Here is an 18,754-nt window from a genome sequence, read left to right as displayed (position 1 = left end):
AGACGCCGCGAGAAAACTGCTGATTGCATCCTCAGCACGCCGCCAGTGCCTGCACCGAGGCATCCGGGCCGGCGAGGAAGTCCGCGAGCTGCTCCAGCGGCAGCGGCCGGCTGAACAGGTAGCCCTGGATGAAATCGCAACCCAGGCCGCGCAGGAACGCCAGCTGCTCGGCACTCTCCACCCCCTCGGCGACCACCTGCAGGCGCAGGATGTGCGCCATGCCGATGATCGCATGGACGATCTCGCCGTCAGCCTCGCTGCCGGGGATGTCGAACAGGAACGAGCGGTCGATCTTCAGGGTGTCGAGCGGCAGGCGCTTGAGGTAGGCCAGCGACGAATAGCCGGTGCCGAAGTCGTCGATGGAGATGCTCACGCCCAGCTCGCGGATGCGCTGCAGCAGGCCAAGCGCCTGGTTGACGCTGCTCATAAGGGCGTTCTCGGTGACTTCCAGTTCGAGGTTCTGCGGACGCAGGCCGGCGCCCTCCAGCGCGGTGGCGACGATGCTCGGCAGGTCGTCGTGGCTGAGGTCGAGGGCCGAGCAGTTCACCGCCACGCGCAGCTCGGCATGCCCCTGGGCAACCAGCCCGGCCAAGTCGGCACAGGCGCGGCGCAGCACCCAGGCGTCCAGCTCGGTGATGAAGCCGTTGGCTTCGGCGATGCCGAGGAAGCGGTCGGGGCTTAGCAGGCCGAGGCGCGGGTGCTGCCAGCGCAGCAGCGCTTCGAGCTTGGTCACGTCACCGCTGCGCAAGTCGAGAATCGGCTGGTAGTGCAGCAACAGGCCGCCGTCGCTGATCAGCGCCTGGCGCAACTCCTCTTCCAGCTGCAACTCGAGGGTGACCTTGTGCTTGAGGTGGTGGTTGAAGAACTGCAGCGCGTTACGGCCGCAGTTCTTCGCCTGGTACAGCGCCAGGTCGGCGTGCTTGAGCAGCTCCTCGCAGCTGTCGCCGTCCTCCGGGAACAGGCTGATACCGATGCTGGCGCTCATCACCATGCTGCGCCCGTTGATCAGGATCGGCTCCTTCATGCCCTGCAGGATGCGCTCGGCGAGCTGCCGCGCCTCGTCGGGGGTGTGCAGGCTGATCAGGATGCAGAACTCGTCGCCGCCGAAGCGGGCGATCACGTCCTGCTCGCGCAGCGTGGCGCGAATCCGCGCGGCCACCTCATGCAGCAGATGATCGCCGGCATCATGGCCGAGGCTGTCGTTGACCCGTTTGAAGTGGTCGACGTCGAGGAACATCACCGCCAGCGCACGGCCGGTCGCCGCGTGGCTGAGCAGCCACTCGCCGAACAGTTCGGTGAACGCCCGACGGTTGAGCAGGTTGGTCAGCGCGTCGTACTGCGCGGCCTGCTGCAGCAGCGCCCGGGCGCGGTCGAGGTCGCTGACCAGGCGGTTGACCCGACTGAGATCGCTCTCCTTGCTCTGCAGCTTGCGGTCGGCCGCTGCGGCGGCGAGGCCACAGCCGATGGCGAACACGCTGATCACGCCAATGCCCACGCCGAGCTGGGTCGCATCGTTGTCGTTCTGCAGGCTCAGCGCGGTGCCCAGCGGCACCACCAGGGACAGCGCCCACATGCCGGTGAAGTGCATGGAAACGATGGCGCCGCCCATCAGCAGGCTGGCCAGCGCTTTGAGCAACTGGTGATGGCGCTCGTTGAGGTCGCGCCAGTGCAGCGCCAGCCACAGCGCGGCGAAGCTGGCGACCACCGCGATCAGCACCGACAGGGCGAACAGCCAGGGGTCGTAGTACAGCGTGGCGCTGGAGCGAATCGCCGCCATGCCGCTGTAGTGCATCAGCACGATGCCGGCGCCGATGCACAGCGCCGCCTGCACGCACTGGCGCAGCGTGGGGTGCAGTTGCTCCATCGAGCGCATTGCCAGCAAGGCGGCGATGCACACCACCAGCAGCGACAGCAGGGTGGTCGGCAGGTCGTACTGGATGGCGATGGGCACGCGGAAGGCGAGCATGGCGATGAAGTGCATCGCCCACACGCCGCCACCGAGAAACAGCGCACCGGCCCAGCGCCAGGCGCGCCGCACGCGGGCACGCGCGGCATAGGCCAGGCGGTCGGCAATGCTCAGGGTGGCGTAGCTGGCGGCGCAGGCCACCACATAGGCGAGCAGCACCAGGCCGATGGCGTGGCTGCAGGTGAGGAGCAGTTGACCACCGCTGGGGTAGCCGACGAGGAAGCGCAAATCCAGCCATTCCATAGCGCGAAATCCGTTCAGGCCAACGACAGGAAGGACATCTGCAGCCGAGCGACAGCAGTATAGCCACGCATATCAATTCGCCACCAGCCACCCCTCAAGCCCACGGCGCGCGGGCCAGCAGCTCGTCGCAGCGGGTCTGCAGGAACTCGCGGAGCAGGCGCACCGGGCGGGTCAGCTGGGCGCGGTGGGTGCAGATCAGGTTGAGCGGCGTGGCCTCGCCGAGGTAGTCGCTGAGTGCCAGCTGCAAGCGCCCGGCCTGCACGTCGGCGGCGACGTCCAGCCAGGACTTATAGGTCAGCCCCTGCCCGGCCACCGCCCAGCGCCGCACCACGTCGGCGTCGTCGCTGACCCGGTCGCCGCGCACGCTGACGTTCAGCGCGCGCTTGCCCTGGGTGAAGCTCCAGCGGTCGTGCACCCGCTCGCCAAGCATGTACAGCAGGCAGTTGTGCTCGCGCAGCGCCTCCACCTCCTGCGGCACGCCGTGGCGCGCCCAGTAGTCCGGCGCGGCACACAGCACGCGGCGGTTGCCGGCGGCCAGCGGCAGGGCGAGCAGGCTGGAATCCTCGGGAATGCCGTAGCGCAGGGCGATGTCCACCGGCTGGCGATACAGGTCGCTGACCCGGTCGCCGAGCAGCAGGCGCACGCTGAGTTGCGGATGTTCGCGCTGGAAGGCATCGAGCCAGGGCAGCAGCACGTTGCGGCCGAAATCCGAGGGCGCCGAAAGGCGCAGCTCGCCGCTGATCGCCGCCTTGCCGCCGGCCAGTTGCTGGCGCCCGGCGCTGAGGCTGAGCAGCGCCGCCCGCGCATGAACGAGGAACTGCTCGCCCTCCGGGGTCAGCCGCAGGCTGCGCGTCGAGCGCACCAGCAGGCGCACGTCGAGTTCCTGCTCGAGGCGCTTGAGCGCGGCGCTGGCCACCGCCGGCGACACATCGAGCGCCCGCGCGGCGGCGGACAGGCTGCCGGCATCGGCGGTGCGGACGAACAGGCTAAGGTCATCAAAGCGCAGCATGGCGGGCTCTATTTTCAAAATTGCTTTGAAAGAGACTCTATTCGCAGTGGGTTTTTCATTCCAGGCGAATAGCCGAGGATAACTGGCCTGAGTCACGGGCGCGCCGCTCGCGCACCCCGGTCCGTTGGATTCCCGCCTTCGCGGGAATGACGGTGCCGCACGAATCAATCGTCGTCCCCGCGCAGGCGGGGACCCAGTCACCCGCCACCCAGGAGCACGCATGAAAGCCATTGCCTACTACCAGTCGTTGCCGATCGACCACCCCGATGCCCTGCAGGACGTCGAACTGCCGGCGCCGACGCCCGGCCCGCGCGACCTGTTGGTCGAGGTGCGGGCCATCTCGGTCAATCCGGTGGACACCAAGATTCGCCGCAACGTCGCCCCCGAGGCCGGCCAGGCCAAGGTGCTCGGCTGGGACGTGGCCGGCGTGGTGCGCGCAGTGGGCAGCGCGGCCAGCCTGTTCCAGCCCGGCGACGAGGTGTTCTACGCCGGCGCGCTGGATCGCCCCGGCGCCAACAGCGAGCTGCACGTGGTCGACGAGCGGCTGGTCGGCCACAAGCCGCGCAGCCTGGACTTCGCCCAGGCCGCCGCACTGCCGCTGACCGCGATCACCGCCTGGGAGCTGCTGTTCGAGCGCCTGGGCATCGCCGAAGGGGCGGCCAGCGCCGGCCAGCGCCTGCTGATCGTCGGTGCCGCCGGCGGGGTCGGCTCGATCCTCACCCAATTGGCCCGCCAGCTCACCGGCCTGACCGTGATCGGCAGCGCCTCGCGGGCCGACACCCAGGCCTGGGTGCGCGCCCTCGGCGCGCAGCACGTGGTCGACCATGGCCGGCCGCTGGCCGAGGAAATCCGCGGCCTCGGAATCGGCCCGGTGACCCATGTGGCCAGCCTGACCAACACTGATCAGCACCTCGATCAGTTGGTCGAAGCCCTGGCGCCGCAAGGCAAGCTCGGCCTGATCGACGACCCGGAAGCGCTCGACGTGCGCAAGCTCAAGCGCAAGAGCCTGTCGTTGCACTGGGAGTTCATGTACACCCGTTCGCTGTTCCAGACCGACGACATGCTCGAGCAGCACAAACTGCTCGAGCGGGTCAGCCAGCTGATCGATCAGGGCGTGCTGAAAACCACCCTGGGCGAGCATTTCGGGCGCATCGACGCGGCCAACCTGCGTCGCGCCCACGCCCTGCTGGAAAGCGGCAAGGCCAAGGGCAAGATCGTCCTCGAAGGCTTCGCCTGAGCGCCACACGCGGCGGCCGGCGGCCCTGTGGCAGGCGCGAAAGATCCTGAAACAGAGCGCTCGCCGCCATCCGTCGCAGCTGCGTGCTGGACCCGGGCGGGGCGCTAAACTGCAATCTCCGCCCACATGGCCGGGGAGCGTTGCGATGAAGATTCTCGTCAGTCCGACCGCAGGTCCGCAGGGCCGCCGCAGCTGGCAAGTACGCCTCGATCAGCACTGCATCAGTTTCCGTAGCGAGGCCGAGGCCCGGCAGTTCGTCGCCACACTGGAGGCGCGTCTGCGCGCCCCCCATCACTTACCCGAAGCAGTTCAGCGCAGCGCCTGACGCCGTTCCAGACGCCAGGTCAGCAGGGTCAGGGTCACCGCACCGATTCCACACAGGCTGATGGCCTCGGCCATCGGCATGGCCGTGCCGTCGTGCAGCACGCCGACCAGCGCCGAGGCGCCCGCGGCGATGCAGAACTGCAGCGAACCGAGCAGCCCGGAAGCGCTGCCGGCCTGTACGCCGTGGCCGGCCATCGCGCAGGCCGAGGCGTTCGGCAGGATGCCGCCAAGGCTGGCGATGCAGATGAACAGCGGGATCAGCAACGGCCACAGCGCGCTCGGCTGCAGCGCGGAGACGGTCAGCAAGGTCAGCCCGGCGGCCAGGTAGATCCACACCGCGCGGCGCAGCCAGAACGCCGGGCCGCGCCAGCGCAGCAGGCGCGCGTTGATCTGCCCGGCGATGATGAAGCCCGCCGCGTTGCTGCCGAACAGCCAGCCGTAGTGCTCGGCCGGCACGTCATACAGCTCGATGAACACGTACGGCGAGCCGGAGATGTAGGCGAACATGCCGCCCATCACCAGGCCGCCGGTCAGCGCGTAGCCGAGGAACACGCCGTCGCCCAACAGCCCGCGATAGCGCTGCAATGCGCCACTCAGCGGCAGGCGCGGCATTTCGCGTGACAGCGATTCGGGCAGCCACAGTGCCACCGCGGTACCACACAGCGCGCTGAACAGGGTCAGGCAGTAGAAGATCGAGCGCCAGCCGGAGAACTGCAGCAGCCAGCCGCCGAACAGCGGGGCGAGGATCGGCGCCAGGCCCATCACCAGCATCAGTTGGGAAAACGCCTTGGCCGAGGCGACCGGGTCGCACAGGTCACGCACCACCGCGCGGGAGATCACCATGCCGGCGCAGCCGCCGAGCGCCTGCACGAAGCGCGCAGCGATCAGCCATTCGAGGCTCGGCGCCAGGCTGCAGACCAACGACGCCAGGGTGAACAGCGACACCCCGATCAGCAGCGGCAGGCGCCGGCCGAAGCGGTCGGCCAGCGGGCCGTAGAGCAGTTGGCCGATCGCCAGGCCGGCGAAGTACACCGCCAGGCTGAGCTGCACGTGCTCGATGTCGGTGGCGAACACCGCGGCAAGGGTCGGGAAGGTCGGCAGGTAGAAGTCGATGGCCAGCGGGCCGAAGGCGCTGAGGGCGCCGAGGATCAGCAGGATGCGTAGGTTCATGAAGGGTCCGGCAGGCATCGCGGTCAAAACGGCCGCAGCAAAGCGGCAGGATAGCCGGGCCGCGGCAGCAGCCCAAGGCTGAACTGCACAACAGTGCGTTCGCCGCAGCGCGCGCCGGGGCAATCGTGGTGAGCGATTGCCCCGGCGCGCGCTCAGGCCTATTCGGCCGCAGCCGGCGCGGCGGTCTTGTCCTTGTCTTTACCGCCGAGCTTGGCGGCAGCCGACTCGACCAGCAGGTAGAACATCGGGATCAGAAAGGTCGCCAGCAGCGTTGCCGCGAGCATGCCGCCGATCACCCCGGTGCCGATCGAGTGGCGACTGGCCGAACCGGCGCCGCTGCTGATCGCCAACGGTACGCACCCGAGGATGAACGCCAGCGAGGTCATCACGATCGGCCGGAAGCGCAGCTTGGCGGCTTCCAGCGCCGACTCGAAGATGCCCATGCCCTGCTCTTCGCGGCACAGCACGGCGAACTCGATGATCAGGATGGCGTTCTTCGCTGCCAGGCCAATCAGAGTCACCAGGCCGACCTGGAAGTACACGTCGTTGGACAGCCCACGCAGCCAGATCGCCAGAATCGCGCCGAACACCGCGAACGGCACGGCGGTGACCACCGCAATCGGCAGGGTCCAGCGCTCGTACTGGGCGGCGAGGATCAGGAACACCAGAATCAGGCCGAAGATGAACGCGGTGCTACCGGAGCCCTGGGTCGCCAGCTCCTGGTAGGCCGAGCCGATCCACGCCAGGGTGTAGTCCTCGCCGAGCACCTCGTCGGCCACCGCCTGCATCGCCGCCAGCGACTGCCCGGAGCTATAGCCCGGCGCCGGCCCGCCGAGCACCTTGGCGGCCGGGTAGACGTTGAAGCGCGCATAGGAGTCCGGGCCGAGGATGCGCTCGACACTCACCAGCGAGGACAGCGGCACCAGGTCGTTGGTCGACGAGCGCACGAACACCTGGGTCAGGTCTTCCGGCTTGCGGCGGAAGTCCGCCTCGGACTGCAGGCTGACCTGCCATGTACGGCCGTACAGGGTGAAGTCGTTGACGTAGTAGCTGCCGAAGGTCGACTGCATGGCGGTGAATACGTCATTGATCGCCACTCCCAGGGCACGCGCCTTGGTGCGGTCGAGGTTGATGAAGTACTGCGGCACGTCGGCGTTGAAGGTGGTGTTGACGCCGACCAGTTCAGGGCGCTTGGCCGCCGCGGCCATGAACTTGTGCACCACGTCCTCGAACTGGGCGATCGAGCCGCCGCTGCGATCCTGGATGTACGCCTCGAAACCGCCGGTGGTACTCATGCCGGTGATCGGCGGCGGGTTGAAGGTCATCACCACCGCATCCTTCTGCTGGGCGCCCATGGCCATGAACGGGCCTGGCAGGTTGCGTGCATCCAGCTCCTTGGTGGTGCGCTCCTTCCAGTCCTTGAGCGGCACGAACGACACCCCGACGTTGCTGCGCACGCCGGAGGTGAGGATGTCGTAACCGGCGAAGGTCACCACGTCACGCACCGCGGGGTGCTTCATCAGCTGCTCGGTGACCGCGCCGGTGACCTGTTCGGTGCGCCCCAGCGAGGCCGCCGGCGGCAGGATGTAGGCGTTGATCACGTAGCCCTGGTCCTCGTCTGGCACCAGCGAGCCGGGCACCCGGCCGAACAGCACGACCAGCAGGGCGATCATCCCGCCGAACACCAGCAGGCCGATCAGCGAGCGCTTGAGGAAGAACTGCACACCGGCGGTATAGCCGTTGGTGAAGCGCTCGAAGGCGTTGTTGAACCAGCGGAACGGTGCCGCCGGTTCCTTGTGCTCGGGCTTGAGCAGCAGCGCGCAGAGCGCCGGCGACAGGGTCAGGGCGACGATGCCGGAGATCACCACCGACACCGCGATGGTGATAGCGAACTGTTTGTACATCTGTCCCGCCAGGCCGCCGAGGAAGCCCACCGGAACAAATACCGCGCAGAGCACCAGGACGATGGCGACGATCGGCCCGGTCACCTCCTCCATGGCCTTGATCGCCGCCTCACGCGGGCTGAGCTTCTCGGTGCGCATCACCCGCTCGACGTTCTCCAGCACCACGATGGCGTCGTCGACCACGATGCCGATCGCCAGCACCATGCCGAACAGGGTCAGCAGGTTGATCGAGAAGCCCAGCATGTACATGCCGGCGAAGGTGCCGATCAGCGACACCGGGATCGCCAGCACCGGGATCAGCGTGGCGCGCCAGTTCTGCAGGAAGATGAACACCACCAGCATCACCAGCACCAGCGCCTCGAAGAAGGTGTGGATCACCTCCTCGATGGAGACTTTGACGAAGGTGGTGGTGTCGTAGGGGATCTTGTAGGCGATGCCCTGCGGGAAGCGCTTGGCCAGCCGCTCCATGGTTTTGCTCACCGCGTCGGCGGTGTCCAGAGCGTTCGCCCCGGGCTGCAGGAAGATACCGAAAGCGGCGTTCTGCTGGCCGTTGAGGGTGGTCACCAGCGAGTAGTCGAGGGCGCCCAGCTCGACCCGTGCGACGTCCTTGAGCAGCAGGCTGGCACCGGTGGCATCGGTGCGCAGGATGACGCTCTCGAACTCCTTGGGATCGGTGAAGCGCCCCTGGGTGCTCACCGTGTAGGTGAACGCCTGCGGGTCGTTCATCGGCTCCTTGCCGAAGTTGCCGGCGGCGAACTGCGAGTTCTGCTCGCGGATCGCGTTGACCACGTCGGTGGGCGTCAGGTTGTACTGCGCCAGCTTGTCCGGGCGCAGCCAGATGCGCATGGAGTAGTCCTTCGAGCCGAACTGGCTGGCATCGCCGACCCCGGGAATACGCTTGAGCTCGTCGATCACGTTGATCAGCGCGTAGTTGCTGATGAAGATCGGGTCGCGCGAGTTGTCCGGCGAGAACAGGGTCACCACCTGGAGGATGTCGGAGGATTTCTTCTCCACCTTCACACCCTGGCGGCGTACGTCTTCCGGCAGCTTGGCGAGCGCCGCCTGGACCCTGTTGTTGACGTCGATGGTCGCCTGGTCCGCATCGGTGCCGACCGCGAAGTACACGGACAGGCTCATCGAGCCGTTACTGTCGGAGTTCGAAAGCTGGTAGATCATGCCCTCGACGCCGTTGATTTCCTGCTCGAGCGGCGCCGCCACGGTTTCCGCGATGACCTGCGAGCTGGCGCCCGGGTAGGTGGCGGTGACGGCCACTTCGGGCGGGAGGATTTCCGGGTACTGGGCAATCGGCAGCGCGCGCATGGCCGCCAGGCCGGACAGAATGATGACGATGGAAATGACCACCGCGAAGATCGGTCGATCGATAAAGAAGCGTGAGATCACGGCGACGCTCCTTAGGATTGCTTGGCAGACGAATCAGCAGGCTTGCTCGCGGCATCGACCGCTTTCACCGGGCTGTCCGGGCGCACCCGCAGCAGTCCCTCGACGATCACCCGTTCGCCGATCTTCAGCCCCGACTCGATCACCCAGCGGCCGCCGGAGGTCTCGCCGGTGGTGACTTCGCGCATGCGCGCCACGCCACCGTCATCGACCACGTAGACGAAGGTGCCCTTCTGCGCTTGCGCCAGTGCTTGCTCGGGCACGGTGATGGCGTTCGGCCGGGTGAAGCCCTTGATCAGCACGCGGACGAACTGGCCCGGCAGCAAGCGATGCTCCGGGTTGGGCACCACCGCGCGGGCGCTGATGGTGCCGGTGCCGGTGTCGACGAAGCTGTCGGTGAAGTCCACCCGGCCTTCCAGAGGATAGGTCGAGCCATCGCCGAACTTGATCACCGCATTCAGCTTGCCGTTGGCCGGCATGGTCAGCGCGCCGCTCTGCACGCCGTCGCGTACCCGGGCGCCCTCGGTATCGGAATAGGCGAAGTTGACGTACAGCGGGTCGAGCTGGGTGAGGCGGGTGAGCAGGCTGGAATTGGGGTCGTTGGCCGCCACCAGGCTGCCCTCGGACACGGTTTCCTTGCTGGTGATGCCGCTGATCGGCGCCTTCACCGTGGTGTAGTCGAGGTCGATCTGCTTGGCCTGCACGTTGGCCTTGGCTGCCTCGATGTTGGCCTTGGATTGTTCGAAGTTGGAGATGTAGCGGTCCAGTTCGCTCTCGCTGGCGAAGCCCTTCTTCTGCAGCTCGCGAATCCGCTTGAGGTCGCGGTCGGCCTGGCGGTAGCGCGCCTGCTCCTGGGCCAGCGCCCCCTTGGCCTGGGACAGCGCCGCCTGGTACAGGCGCGGATCGATGCGGAACAGCACCTGATCCTTGGTCACCGTGGCGCCTTCCTGATAGGTGCGCTGCTGGAGGATGCCGCTGACCTGGGCGCGCACTTCCACCTCGCGGTAGCCGGCGGTGCGCCCGGCGTATTCCAGCACCAGCGGCAGCGGCGCGCTGCTGACGGTTTCCACCAACACTTCCGGTGCCGGCGGTGCCGCGGCGGCGGGCTTATCGTCGGCCAGCACCTGGCTGGCGAGCAGGCCGCTGAGGAGGGCACAGGAAAGGGCACGGGGGACGTGAACAGCAAACGACATAGGTGTCTCCATGACAGACGCGAAAGGCAAAAGCGCGACGGCAGCCCCTTCCCCGTCGGCGGGCGACGAGCACGGGGCATAACCAAAGGACGTAAAGCCGGTAGACTCTACTTAAAAAGAGAGACTAGTCAGTAAACCGCGAGCCGCCATGCGCCGTACCAAAGAAGATGCCGAGAAGACCCGCCAGGCCATATTGCAGGCTGCCGAACTGCTGTTCCTGGAAAAGGGGGTGGCCCATACCAGCCTGGAAACCATCGCGCGCCATGTCGGGGTAACCCGCGGCGCGGTTTACTGGCATTTCCAGAACAAGGCCCACCTGTTCCACGAAATGCTCAACCAGGTGCGCCTGCCGCCGGAACACATGGCCGCCTTGCTGGGGGGCGAGGATTCCTGCGCCTCGCTGCTGGCGCTGCGCAACTTGTGCATCGACACCGTCGAGGACCTGGCGCGCGACGAGCAGAAACGACGCATCTTCACCATCCTCCTCTACCGCTGCGAGTTCACCGAGGAACTGCGCGAGGCCGAGGAGCGCCACAACGCCTTCATCAACCAGTTCATCGACCTCAGCGAAAAACTGTTCATTCAGGCGCAGGCGCGCAACCACCTGGAGCCCGGCCACAGCCCGAAGCTCGCCGCACGCGCACTGCATGCGCTGCTGCTCGGGCTGTTCTGCGACTGGCTGCGCGACCCCAACCTGTTCGATCCGCTGCGCGACACCCGGCCGCTGATCGACGGCTTCTTCCGCGGAGTGATGCGCGACTGGTGCGCGCCGGACTGACTCAGGCCGTTTCGGCCAGATAACCCTCGGCGCGGATCGCCGCGAGCACTTCCTCCTCGCTCAGCGCGCCGGCCACCCGCACCTCGCCGGCCCCCAGGTCGACCTCGACCACCGCCTGTGCATCGCGCGCCTGCAGCGCCCGGGTAATGGCCCGCACGCAATGCCCGCAACTCATGCCTTGCACCTTGTAGCTGCACATTTTTCGCACCTCCGTTGATTGGCTCTGCGGCAAGCGTCCACCTTGCCACAGGGGCAAGGTCAAGCGTCGACTTGCCGAGCCCGGCCGCCTCGCCCACCATGAAGCTGTCCATCTGGGGGAGAGCCGCCATGCGTCGTCTGATCCTGACCGCCCTGCTCGGCCTGGTGCCGCTCGCCGAGGCCGCCCCGTACGGCACGCCGACCGCCCAGGCGCAGGGCTACGGCATGCTGATCGTCTCTCGCGAGCGCCTGGAAGTGGCCAGCCCCTGCGACATCGGCCTGTACCTGCACGACGAACTGGCCGCGCGCCTGTACCAGGGCCAGTCGGTGGCGTTCAACCTGCCACCCGGCGAAGTGCCGCTGCGCCTGGCGCTGATCGGTCCCGGCACCTGCACGCCGGGGATCATCCAGCCGGACAGCCAGCCGGTGCGCATCCACGCCGGCGAGGTGCGCAAGTACCGTATCGCGCTCGGCAAGCAGGGCTTCGAGCTGATTCCCGCCCCGCTCAACTATTGATCCAGATCGCCGCTTGACCTTGCCCATGTGGCAAGGTTGATCCTGTGCGCAACGCTCAGGAGATCCGACATGACGTCTATCGACCTACCCATCGCCGGCATGACCTGCGCCAGTTGCGCCGGCCGCGTCGAACGCGCGCTCACTCAGGTGCCCGGCGTGCGCAGCGCCAGCGTCAACCTGGCCAGCGAGCGCGCCCACCTGGAACTCGCCGACACGCCGTTCGAGCAGCTGCTGCAAGCGGTGCAGAACGCCGGCTACCAAGTGCCCAGCGACGAACTGGAGCTGGCCATCGACGGCATGACCTGCGCCAGCTGCGTCGGCCGCGTCGAGCGCGCCCTGGGCAAGGTCGCCGGGGTGCTCAGCGTGACCGTCAACCTGGCCAGCGAACGCGCCCACCTGCGCCTGCTCGCCGGCGTCGACCCGGCCAGCCTGCTACAGGCCGTGCAGGCCGCCGGCTACCAGGGACGCCTGCTCGACGCCGAACAGCCGAGCGCGGACAGCGGCGAACAACGCCTGCGCCGCGAGCGCTGGGCGGTGCTGCTCGGCCTGGCCCTGGCCCTGCCGCTGATGGCGCCGATGCTGGTCGACTGGTTCGGCGGCCACTGGATGCTGCCGGCCTGGGTGCAATTCCTGCTCGCCACGCCGGCGCAGTTCGTCCTCGGCGCACGCTTCTACCGCGCAGCCTGGCGCGCGCTGCGGGCGCGCACCGGCAACATGGACCTGCTGGTCGCCCTCGGCACCAGCGCCGCCTACGGCCTGAGCCTGTACCTGTGGTGGCAGGCGCCGAGCGGCGCCATGCCGCACCTGTACTTCGAGGCAGCGGCGGTGGTGATCGCCCTGGTGCTGCTCGGCAAGTACCTGGAAAGCCGCGCCAAGCGGCAGACCACCAGCGCCATCCGAGCCCTCGAAGCGCTGCGCCCGGAGCGCGCGACGCGGCTGCGTGACGGCCAGGAACAGGACGTGGCAATCGCCGAACTGCAGCTCGGCGACCTGCTGGTGGTGAAGCCCGGCGAACGCTTCCCGGTCGACGGCGAAGTGCTCGAGGGACAGAGCCACGCCGACGAAGCGCTGATCAGCGGCGAGAGCCTGCCGGTGGCGAAAGCCCCCGGCGCGCCGGTCACCGCCGGGGCGATCAATGGCGAGGGGCGGCTGCTGGTGCGCACCAGCGCGCTCGGCGGCGAGACCGTGCTGGCGCGGATCATCCGCCTGGTGGAAGACGCCCAAGCGGCCAAGGCGCCGATCCAGAAGCTGGTCGACAAGGTCAGCGCGCTGTTCGTCCCGGCGGTGCTGGCCATCGCCCTGCTCACCCTGCTGGTCTGGCTGACGCTCGGCGCCGGCCTGGAAACCGCGCTGCTGAATGCCGTCGCCGTGCTGGTGATCGCCTGCCCCTGCGCGCTGGGCCTGGCCACGCCGACGGCGATCATGGCCGGCACCGGGGTGGCGGCCAAGCACGGCATCCTGATCAAGGATGCCGAAGCTCTGGAGGTCGCCCATGCGGTGAGCGCGGTGGCCTTCGACAAGACCGGCACGCTGACCTCCGGCAGTCCGCGTATCGCCCATCTGCAGGCGCTGGACGGTGACGAAGCGCAGTTGCTGCAACTCGCCGGTGCCCTGCAGCGCGGCAGCGAACACCCCCTGTCCAAAGCCGTGCTGGCGGCCTGTGCGGAGCGCGGCCTGGTGCTCGCCGAGGTGCGCGACAGCCAGGCGCTGGCCGGTCGCGGCATCGCCGGCACGTTGGCCGGGCGTCGCCTGGCCCTCGGCAACCGCCGCCTGCTGGACGACAACGGCCTGCAGCCGGGTGAGCTGACGGCGCGCGCTCAGGCCTGGGAAGCCGAAGGGCGCACCCTGTCCTGGCTGCTCGAACAACAGCCGCAGCCGCGCGTGCTCGGCCTGTTCGCCTTCGGCGACACGCTCAAGCCGGGCGCCGCCGCGGCCATCGCCGAATTGGACGCGCGCGGCGTCAGCACCCACCTGATCAGCGGCGACAACCGCGGCAGCGCACAAGCCGTGGCCAGCGTGCTGGGCATCGCCGACGTGCACGCCGAAGTGCTGCCGGCCGACAAGGCCGCCACGGTCGCCGCGCTGAAGGCCGGTGGCGCGGTGGTGGCGATGGTTGGTGACGGCATCAACGACGCCCCGGCGCTGGCCGCCGCCGACGTCGGCATCGCCATGGGCGGTGGCACCGACGTGGCCATGCACGCCGCCGGCATCACCCTGATGCGCGGCGATCCGCGCCTGGTGCCGGCCGCGCTGGAGATCAGCCGGCGCACCTACGCGAAGATCCGCCAGAACCTGTTCTGGGCCTTCATCTACAACCTGGTGGGCATCCCGCTGGCCGCCTGCGGCCTGCTCGACCCGATGTTCGCCGGCGCGGCGATGGCCTTTTCCAGCGTCAGCGTGGTCAGCAACGCGCTGCTGCTCAAGCGCTGGAAGCCGCACGCCAATGCGGACTCCGCAGCCCAGTCAGAGACACGAGGAGCGATGTGATGAACATTGGCCAAGCCGCGCAACGCAGCGGCCTCAGCGCGAAGATGATCCGCTACTACGAATCGATCGGCCTGCTGCCCGCCGCCGGGCGCAGCGACAGCGGCTACCGCCAGTTCAGCGCCCAGGACCTGCACACCCTGGCGTTCATCAAGCGCTCGCGCGACCTCGGCTTTTCCCTTGAGGAAGTCGGCAAGCTGCTCACCCTCTGGCAAGACCGCGGCCGCGCCAGCGCCGACGTCAAGGCGCTGGCCAGCGGGCACATCGACGCACTGAACCGCAAGATCGCCGAACTCAGCGGCCTGCGCGACACCCTGCAGGAACTGGTCGAGCACTGCCACGGCGACCACCGGCCGGACTGCCCGATCCTCAAGGACCTGGAGTCGGGCTGCTGCAGCAGCCATTCAGCAACAAATATCAAATAGCAACAAAATACAAATAGCAAATATTCCTATTTACTACTGAACGGGTATCTCCTACACTCGCGCCGCATATCCACCCCAAAGCACATCGATCGCCCTTCGGAACGCGTGACGGGATGGGTCTTCCTGCAACTTCGCAGCGCGCAAGAATCCTCTGAGAGAACCCGTCGCCATGAACCGTCATCACCTGTCGCCGTTAGCAGCCGCTATCGCCATCAGCTTGTGGGTCGCCCAGCCTGCCAACGCTGAAACTGCCACTAACGCTAGCACTGAAGAATCGAAAGGCACGGTGGATCTGCAGGTGACTCAGGTCGATGCGCAAGGCCTGCAAGGTCAGGAAACCACCGAAGGCACCCAGTCCTACACCACGGGCGCGATGAGCACAGGCACCAAGCTGCCGCTGTCGATCCGCGAGACTCCGCAGGCGGTGACGGTAATTACTCGCCAGCGGATGGACGATCAGAACATGACCAGCATCAACGATGTGGTCAAGGCCACCCCCGGCCTGTTCCTCAGCCAGGCTGACGGCCCGGGTCGTCAGGGCTACAAAGCGCGCGGCTTCGACATCGACAACATCATGTATGACGGCCTGCCCGCCTCCTATACGGGCTGGACGATGGGCGTACAACCCAACCTGGCGATGTTCGACCGCGTCGAAATCGTTCGCGGCGCCACCGGCCTGGTGACTGGCGCCGGCAACCCTTCCGCCGCCATCAACATGGTGCGCAAGCGCCCCACGACCACGCCGCAGGTGAGCCTCACCGGCGCGGCCGGCAGTTGGGATGATTACCGTAGTGAGCTGGATGCCTCCGGCGCGCTCAACGACAGCGGCACCCTACGCGGTCGCGTAGTGGGCTCCTACCAGGATGCCAATGACTTCCGCGATGGCGTGGAAAGCGACCACGGCCTGTTCTATGCCATTGGCGAAGCCGATCTGGGCGAAAACACCACGGCGACCCTGGGCTTCTCCCGCCAGGAAGACCAGACCAACTTCTTCTGGGGCGGCCTGCCGATTGGCACCGATGGCCGCCACTTGGACTTCTCCCGCTCCACCAACCCCGGGTCCGACTGGGAAAACAAGGATCTACGGATCGACACCGTGTTCGGCGAAGTGGAGCACCGCCTCGTCAACGACTGGAAACTGCAACTGCGCGGCTCGGCCTCGACGCTGGACGGCCAGTTCCGGGGCTCCTACCAGTCGCGCTACACCCCCCCGTACACGACGCTCGAGCGCACCGTATGGCAATCGGGTCACGACGAGGATCAGAAAGCGCTCGACCTGTTCGCCACTGGTCCAGTCGAAGCCTTTGGTCGTACTCACGAGGTCGTGGTTGGCACCAGCAAACGCATTTACGACAAAACCGACACGGGCTACAGCCCTTACGTCACCGATTGGCCGCTCGACGGCGGCAAGCCAAACTTCGTGCGTGACAGCGTGTTTGACGGACACAGCGTAACGACCCAGGACTCGGCCTACCTAACCACCCGCCTGAGCCTGGCCGATCCGCTCAAACTGATCCTCGGCGGACGCCTCGACTGGTATGACTACGATGATCGCCTGGGCGACGGCGACTACAAGGTCACCCGTAATGTCACCCGCTACGCTGGTCTGATCTACGACCTCGACGAGCATCACTCGGTCTACGCCAGCTACACCGACATCTTCCAGCCGCAAACCGAGAAGGATGTATCGCTCGACGTGCTGGAGCCGATTGTTGGCGAAAACTACGAAGTCGGCATTAAGGGCGAATACTTCGATGGCGCGCTGAACGCCAGCGTGGCGGTATTCCAGATCGATCAGTTGAACCGCGCCGCGGTCGACACCAGCGTGGGCCCGATCTGCAATGGCGCCACCTGCTACGTCGCGGCCGGCAAAGTCCGCAGCCAAGGCATTGACCTGGAGCTTCAAGGCGCGCTGACCGAAAACTGGCAGGTGGGTGCGGGCTATAGCTACACCCGCACGCATTACATCCATGATCAGGACCCGGCCAACGAAAACCAGCGTTTCGACACCGCGACCCCTGAAGACCTGTTCAAGCTAACGACCACCTACCGCTTCCAGGGCCCGCTGGAAAAACTCCGCGTCGGCGGCAGTGTTTACTGGCAGAGCCGCATGTACAACGATGTACCGCTGGTTGATGGCAGTAACTATCGCATCGAGCAAGGCAGCTATGCGATCGCCGATCTGATGGCTGGCTACCAGGTCAACGAGAACCTGGACCTGCAGGTGAACGCCAACAACATCTTCGATCGCAAGTATTACTCGTCGATTGGTTATGACGTGATCTGGGGGTCTACCGACACCTATGGCGATCCACGCAGCTACATGCTGACGGCGAAGTGGTCTCTGTAATCAACATCAACAAAGACCGGCGCAAGCCGGTCTTTGCGTGAGCAGCTTATGAACTGGGAAGGCATCGATCTGCGCTGGGCCTACGGCGACCTGCTGCTCAGCCTCAGTCGCCAGACCCGGTGCGTGCAGCGTGCCTACGACGTGCTGCACGACGCGCTGCTGCGCTTCGCCCTGGCGCGCCACGCGCAGCCACTCGAGCAACCCAACGCCTACCTGCGACGGGTCGCCCACTCGGTGCTGATCGACCATTTCCGCCGTGACGCACGCTTCCAGCCGCTGCCGGAATTCCACGAGGAAGGCGCCGACGACTACGGCGCGCCATCAGCCGAGCACCTGCTGGACATTCAGCAACGCCTGGTCGCCCTGCAGCGCATCCTCGACTGCCTGCCGCCGCGCTGCCGCGAAGTGTTCTGGCTGGCGCGCATCGAAGGCTGCAGCCAGCGCGAGATCGCCGAACAATTGAACATCAGCCAGAACATGGTCGAGCGCCACATCGCCCGCGCGCTGCTCGACCTGCGCGCCGCCCGCGAGCTGCTCTACCCATGAGCAGCCCCCGCGAACAGGCCGCGCTGTGGTTCGCTCGCATGCAGAACGCCGCCGACGATCATCCGCAACGCGCGCAGTTCGAAGCCTGGCTGGCCGCCCATCCGCAGCATGCCGTCGAATACCAGGCGTTCTGCGAGCTGTGGGGGGACTTCTCCTCGACCCGGCGCAGCGAAGCGCTGGCCCAGGCCATGGAGCAACGCCAGCGGCGCCGGCAGTTCCTGCACAGCGGCCTGTGCGCCCTGCTGCTCGCGCTGGGCGGCACCTTCGGCTGGCATGGCTACCGGCAGAGCAGCTTCGAGCTGGACCTCGCCACCACGATCGGCACGCAGCAGGAAACCCGGCTGCGCGACGGCAGCCAGCTCACCCTGAACGCCGACACCCGCCTGCACCTGCACTTTGACCGCGCGCTGCGTCAGGTCGAACTGCTGCGCGGCGAGGCGATCTTCGACGTGGCGCGCAACCCGCAGCGGCCGTTCGTGATCGACGGCGGCGTGGCCAAGGTGCGCGTGCTCGGCACCCGTTTCGTGGTCAATCGCCTCGATCAGCGCCTGCGGGTCAGCGTCGAGCGCGGCCTGGTGCAGGTCGACAGCCTCGCCAAACCTGGAGAGAGCCTGCAGGTGCGCGCCGGCGAGGTGCTCGAAGTCGATCGCCATGGCCACCTGCGGCGCCTGCCACTGGCGGCCAGCAACGCCTTCGCCTTCCAGCGCGGCAGCCTGGTGTTCGAGCAGGCCGACCTGACCGAAATCGCCGCCAGCCTGTCGCGCTACCGCCAGCAGCCGGTGCAGGCCGAGCTCGGCACGGCGCGCAGCCCGCGGATCAGCGCGGTGGTGCAACTGGCTGACGTCGAAGGCTTCCTCCAGGCGCTCCCCGCCATCGCCCCGGTGCACCTGCAGCAGGGCGGCAAGGCGACCGTGTTGCAGCCGCAGAAGACGACCGCTCGTCGGCGTCGAGAATAATTCACAAATAAGACATCAGGCTTTTTACGGCATGCCGCGTCAGGGGTGCATCTGCCC

General features: G+C 67.2%; 15 protein-coding genes. 9 read left to right on the top strand and 6 right to left on the bottom strand.

Annotated features, from left to right (window positions below):
- Positions 1–31: 31 nt before the first annotated feature.
- Both JQX08_RS19290 and JQX08_RS19285 read right to left on the bottom strand, forming a co-directional pair.
- Entirely contained in the window at positions 32–2,209 is a 2,178-nt protein-coding gene (locus tag JQX08_RS19290; protein WP_205350043.1) for a putative bifunctional diguanylate cyclase/phosphodiesterase, read from the bottom strand.
- Positions 2,210–2,303: 94 nt separating this feature from the next.
- A complete protein-coding gene (locus JQX08_RS19285; protein WP_205350042.1) occupies positions 2,304–3,218 on the bottom strand; it encodes a LysR family transcriptional regulator in 915 nt (304 codons plus the stop codon).
- A 220-nt stretch (positions 3,219–3,438) separates the two neighbouring features.
- Between JQX08_RS19285 and JQX08_RS19280 the strand changes: the two genes are divergently transcribed.
- The gene (locus JQX08_RS19280; RefSeq protein WP_205350041.1) at positions 3,439–4,455 is read left to right on the top strand and encodes a zinc-binding alcohol dehydrogenase family protein; all 1,017 of its coding nucleotides are present in this window, start codon (positions 3,439–3,441) and stop codon (positions 4,453–4,455) included.
- Between the two features lie 145 nt (positions 4,456–4,600).
- On the top strand, positions 4,601–4,780 hold the full coding sequence (locus tag JQX08_RS19275) for a hypothetical protein (RefSeq protein ID WP_205350040.1): 180 nt from the start codon (positions 4,601–4,603) through the stop codon (positions 4,778–4,780).
- On the opposite strand, the gene JQX08_RS19270 is transcribed toward JQX08_RS19275, so the two are convergent.
- From JQX08_RS19270 to JQX08_RS19260, 3 genes are all read right to left on the bottom strand, one after another.
- Complete coding sequence (locus tag JQX08_RS19270; RefSeq protein WP_205350039.1) at positions 4,765–5,949, bottom strand: multidrug effflux MFS transporter; 1,185 nt, start codon at positions 5,947–5,949, stop codon at positions 4,765–4,767. The genes JQX08_RS19275 and JQX08_RS19270 overlap by 16 nt on opposite strands.
- 158 nt (positions 5,950–6,107) lie before the next feature.
- A complete protein-coding gene (locus JQX08_RS19265; protein WP_346727611.1) occupies positions 6,108–9,254 on the bottom strand; it encodes an efflux RND transporter permease subunit in 3,147 nt (1,048 codons plus the stop codon).
- A gap of 11 nt (positions 9,255–9,265) precedes the next feature.
- Positions 9,266–10,444, bottom strand: a complete 1,179-nt coding sequence (locus JQX08_RS19260) for an efflux RND transporter periplasmic adaptor subunit (RefSeq protein ID WP_205350038.1) — start codon at positions 10,442–10,444, stop codon at positions 9,266–9,268.
- A gap of 148 nt (positions 10,445–10,592) precedes the next feature.
- Between JQX08_RS19260 and JQX08_RS19255 the strand changes: the two genes are divergently transcribed.
- The gene (locus JQX08_RS19255; protein WP_205350037.1) at positions 10,593–11,222 is read left to right on the top strand and encodes a TetR family transcriptional regulator; all 630 of its coding nucleotides are present in this window, start codon (positions 10,593–10,595) and stop codon (positions 11,220–11,222) included.
- Position 11,223: 1 nt separating this feature from the next.
- Here JQX08_RS19255 and JQX08_RS19250 read toward each other — a convergent pair whose 3' ends face one another.
- A complete protein-coding gene (locus JQX08_RS19250; RefSeq protein WP_205350036.1) occupies positions 11,224–11,421 on the bottom strand; it encodes a heavy-metal-associated domain-containing protein in 198 nt (65 codons plus the stop codon).
- A 128-nt stretch (positions 11,422–11,549) separates the two neighbouring features.
- On the opposite strand from JQX08_RS19250, the gene JQX08_RS19245 reads away from it, so the two are divergent.
- The 6 genes from JQX08_RS19245 to JQX08_RS19220 all read left to right on the top strand — a co-directional run bounded on the left by JQX08_RS19245 (position 11,550) and on the right by JQX08_RS19220 (position 18,697).
- On the top strand, positions 11,550–11,936 hold the full coding sequence (locus tag JQX08_RS19245; protein WP_205350035.1) for a hypothetical protein: 387 nt from the start codon (positions 11,550–11,552) through the stop codon (positions 11,934–11,936).
- Positions 11,937–12,005: 69 nt separating this feature from the next.
- Entirely contained in the window at positions 12,006–14,423 is a 2,418-nt protein-coding gene (locus JQX08_RS19240) for a heavy metal translocating P-type ATPase (protein ID WP_205350034.1), read from the top strand.
- Entirely contained in the window at positions 14,423–14,845 is a 423-nt protein-coding gene (cueR, locus tag JQX08_RS19235) for a Cu(I)-responsive transcriptional regulator (RefSeq protein ID WP_205350033.1), read from the top strand. Before JQX08_RS19240 ends, cueR begins: the two co-directional genes overlap by 1 nt.
- Before the next feature lie 169 nt (positions 14,846–15,014).
- Positions 15,015–17,195 (top strand): TonB-dependent siderophore receptor, encoded by a 2,181-nt coding sequence (locus tag JQX08_RS19230; RefSeq protein WP_205350032.1) that lies wholly within the window; start codon positions 15,015–15,017, stop codon positions 17,193–17,195.
- 48 nt (positions 17,196–17,243) lie between these two features.
- Entirely contained in the window at positions 17,244–17,741 is a 498-nt protein-coding gene (locus JQX08_RS19225) for an RNA polymerase sigma factor (RefSeq protein ID WP_205350031.1), read from the top strand.
- Entirely contained in the window at positions 17,738–18,697 is a 960-nt protein-coding gene (locus JQX08_RS19220) for a FecR family protein (protein WP_205350030.1), read from the top strand. The genes JQX08_RS19225 and JQX08_RS19220 overlap by 4 nt, the downstream gene beginning before the upstream one ends.
- Positions 18,698–18,754 lie beyond the last annotated feature (57 nt).

This window comes from Zestomonas insulae (assembly GCF_016901015.1).
GTDB classification, from domain to species: domain Bacteria; phylum Pseudomonadota; class Gammaproteobacteria; order Pseudomonadales; family Pseudomonadaceae; genus Aquipseudomonas; species Aquipseudomonas insulae.
The sequence above is the reverse complement of the archived record's forward strand: the minus strand, read 5'-3'. Positions and strand labels throughout refer to the sequence as shown.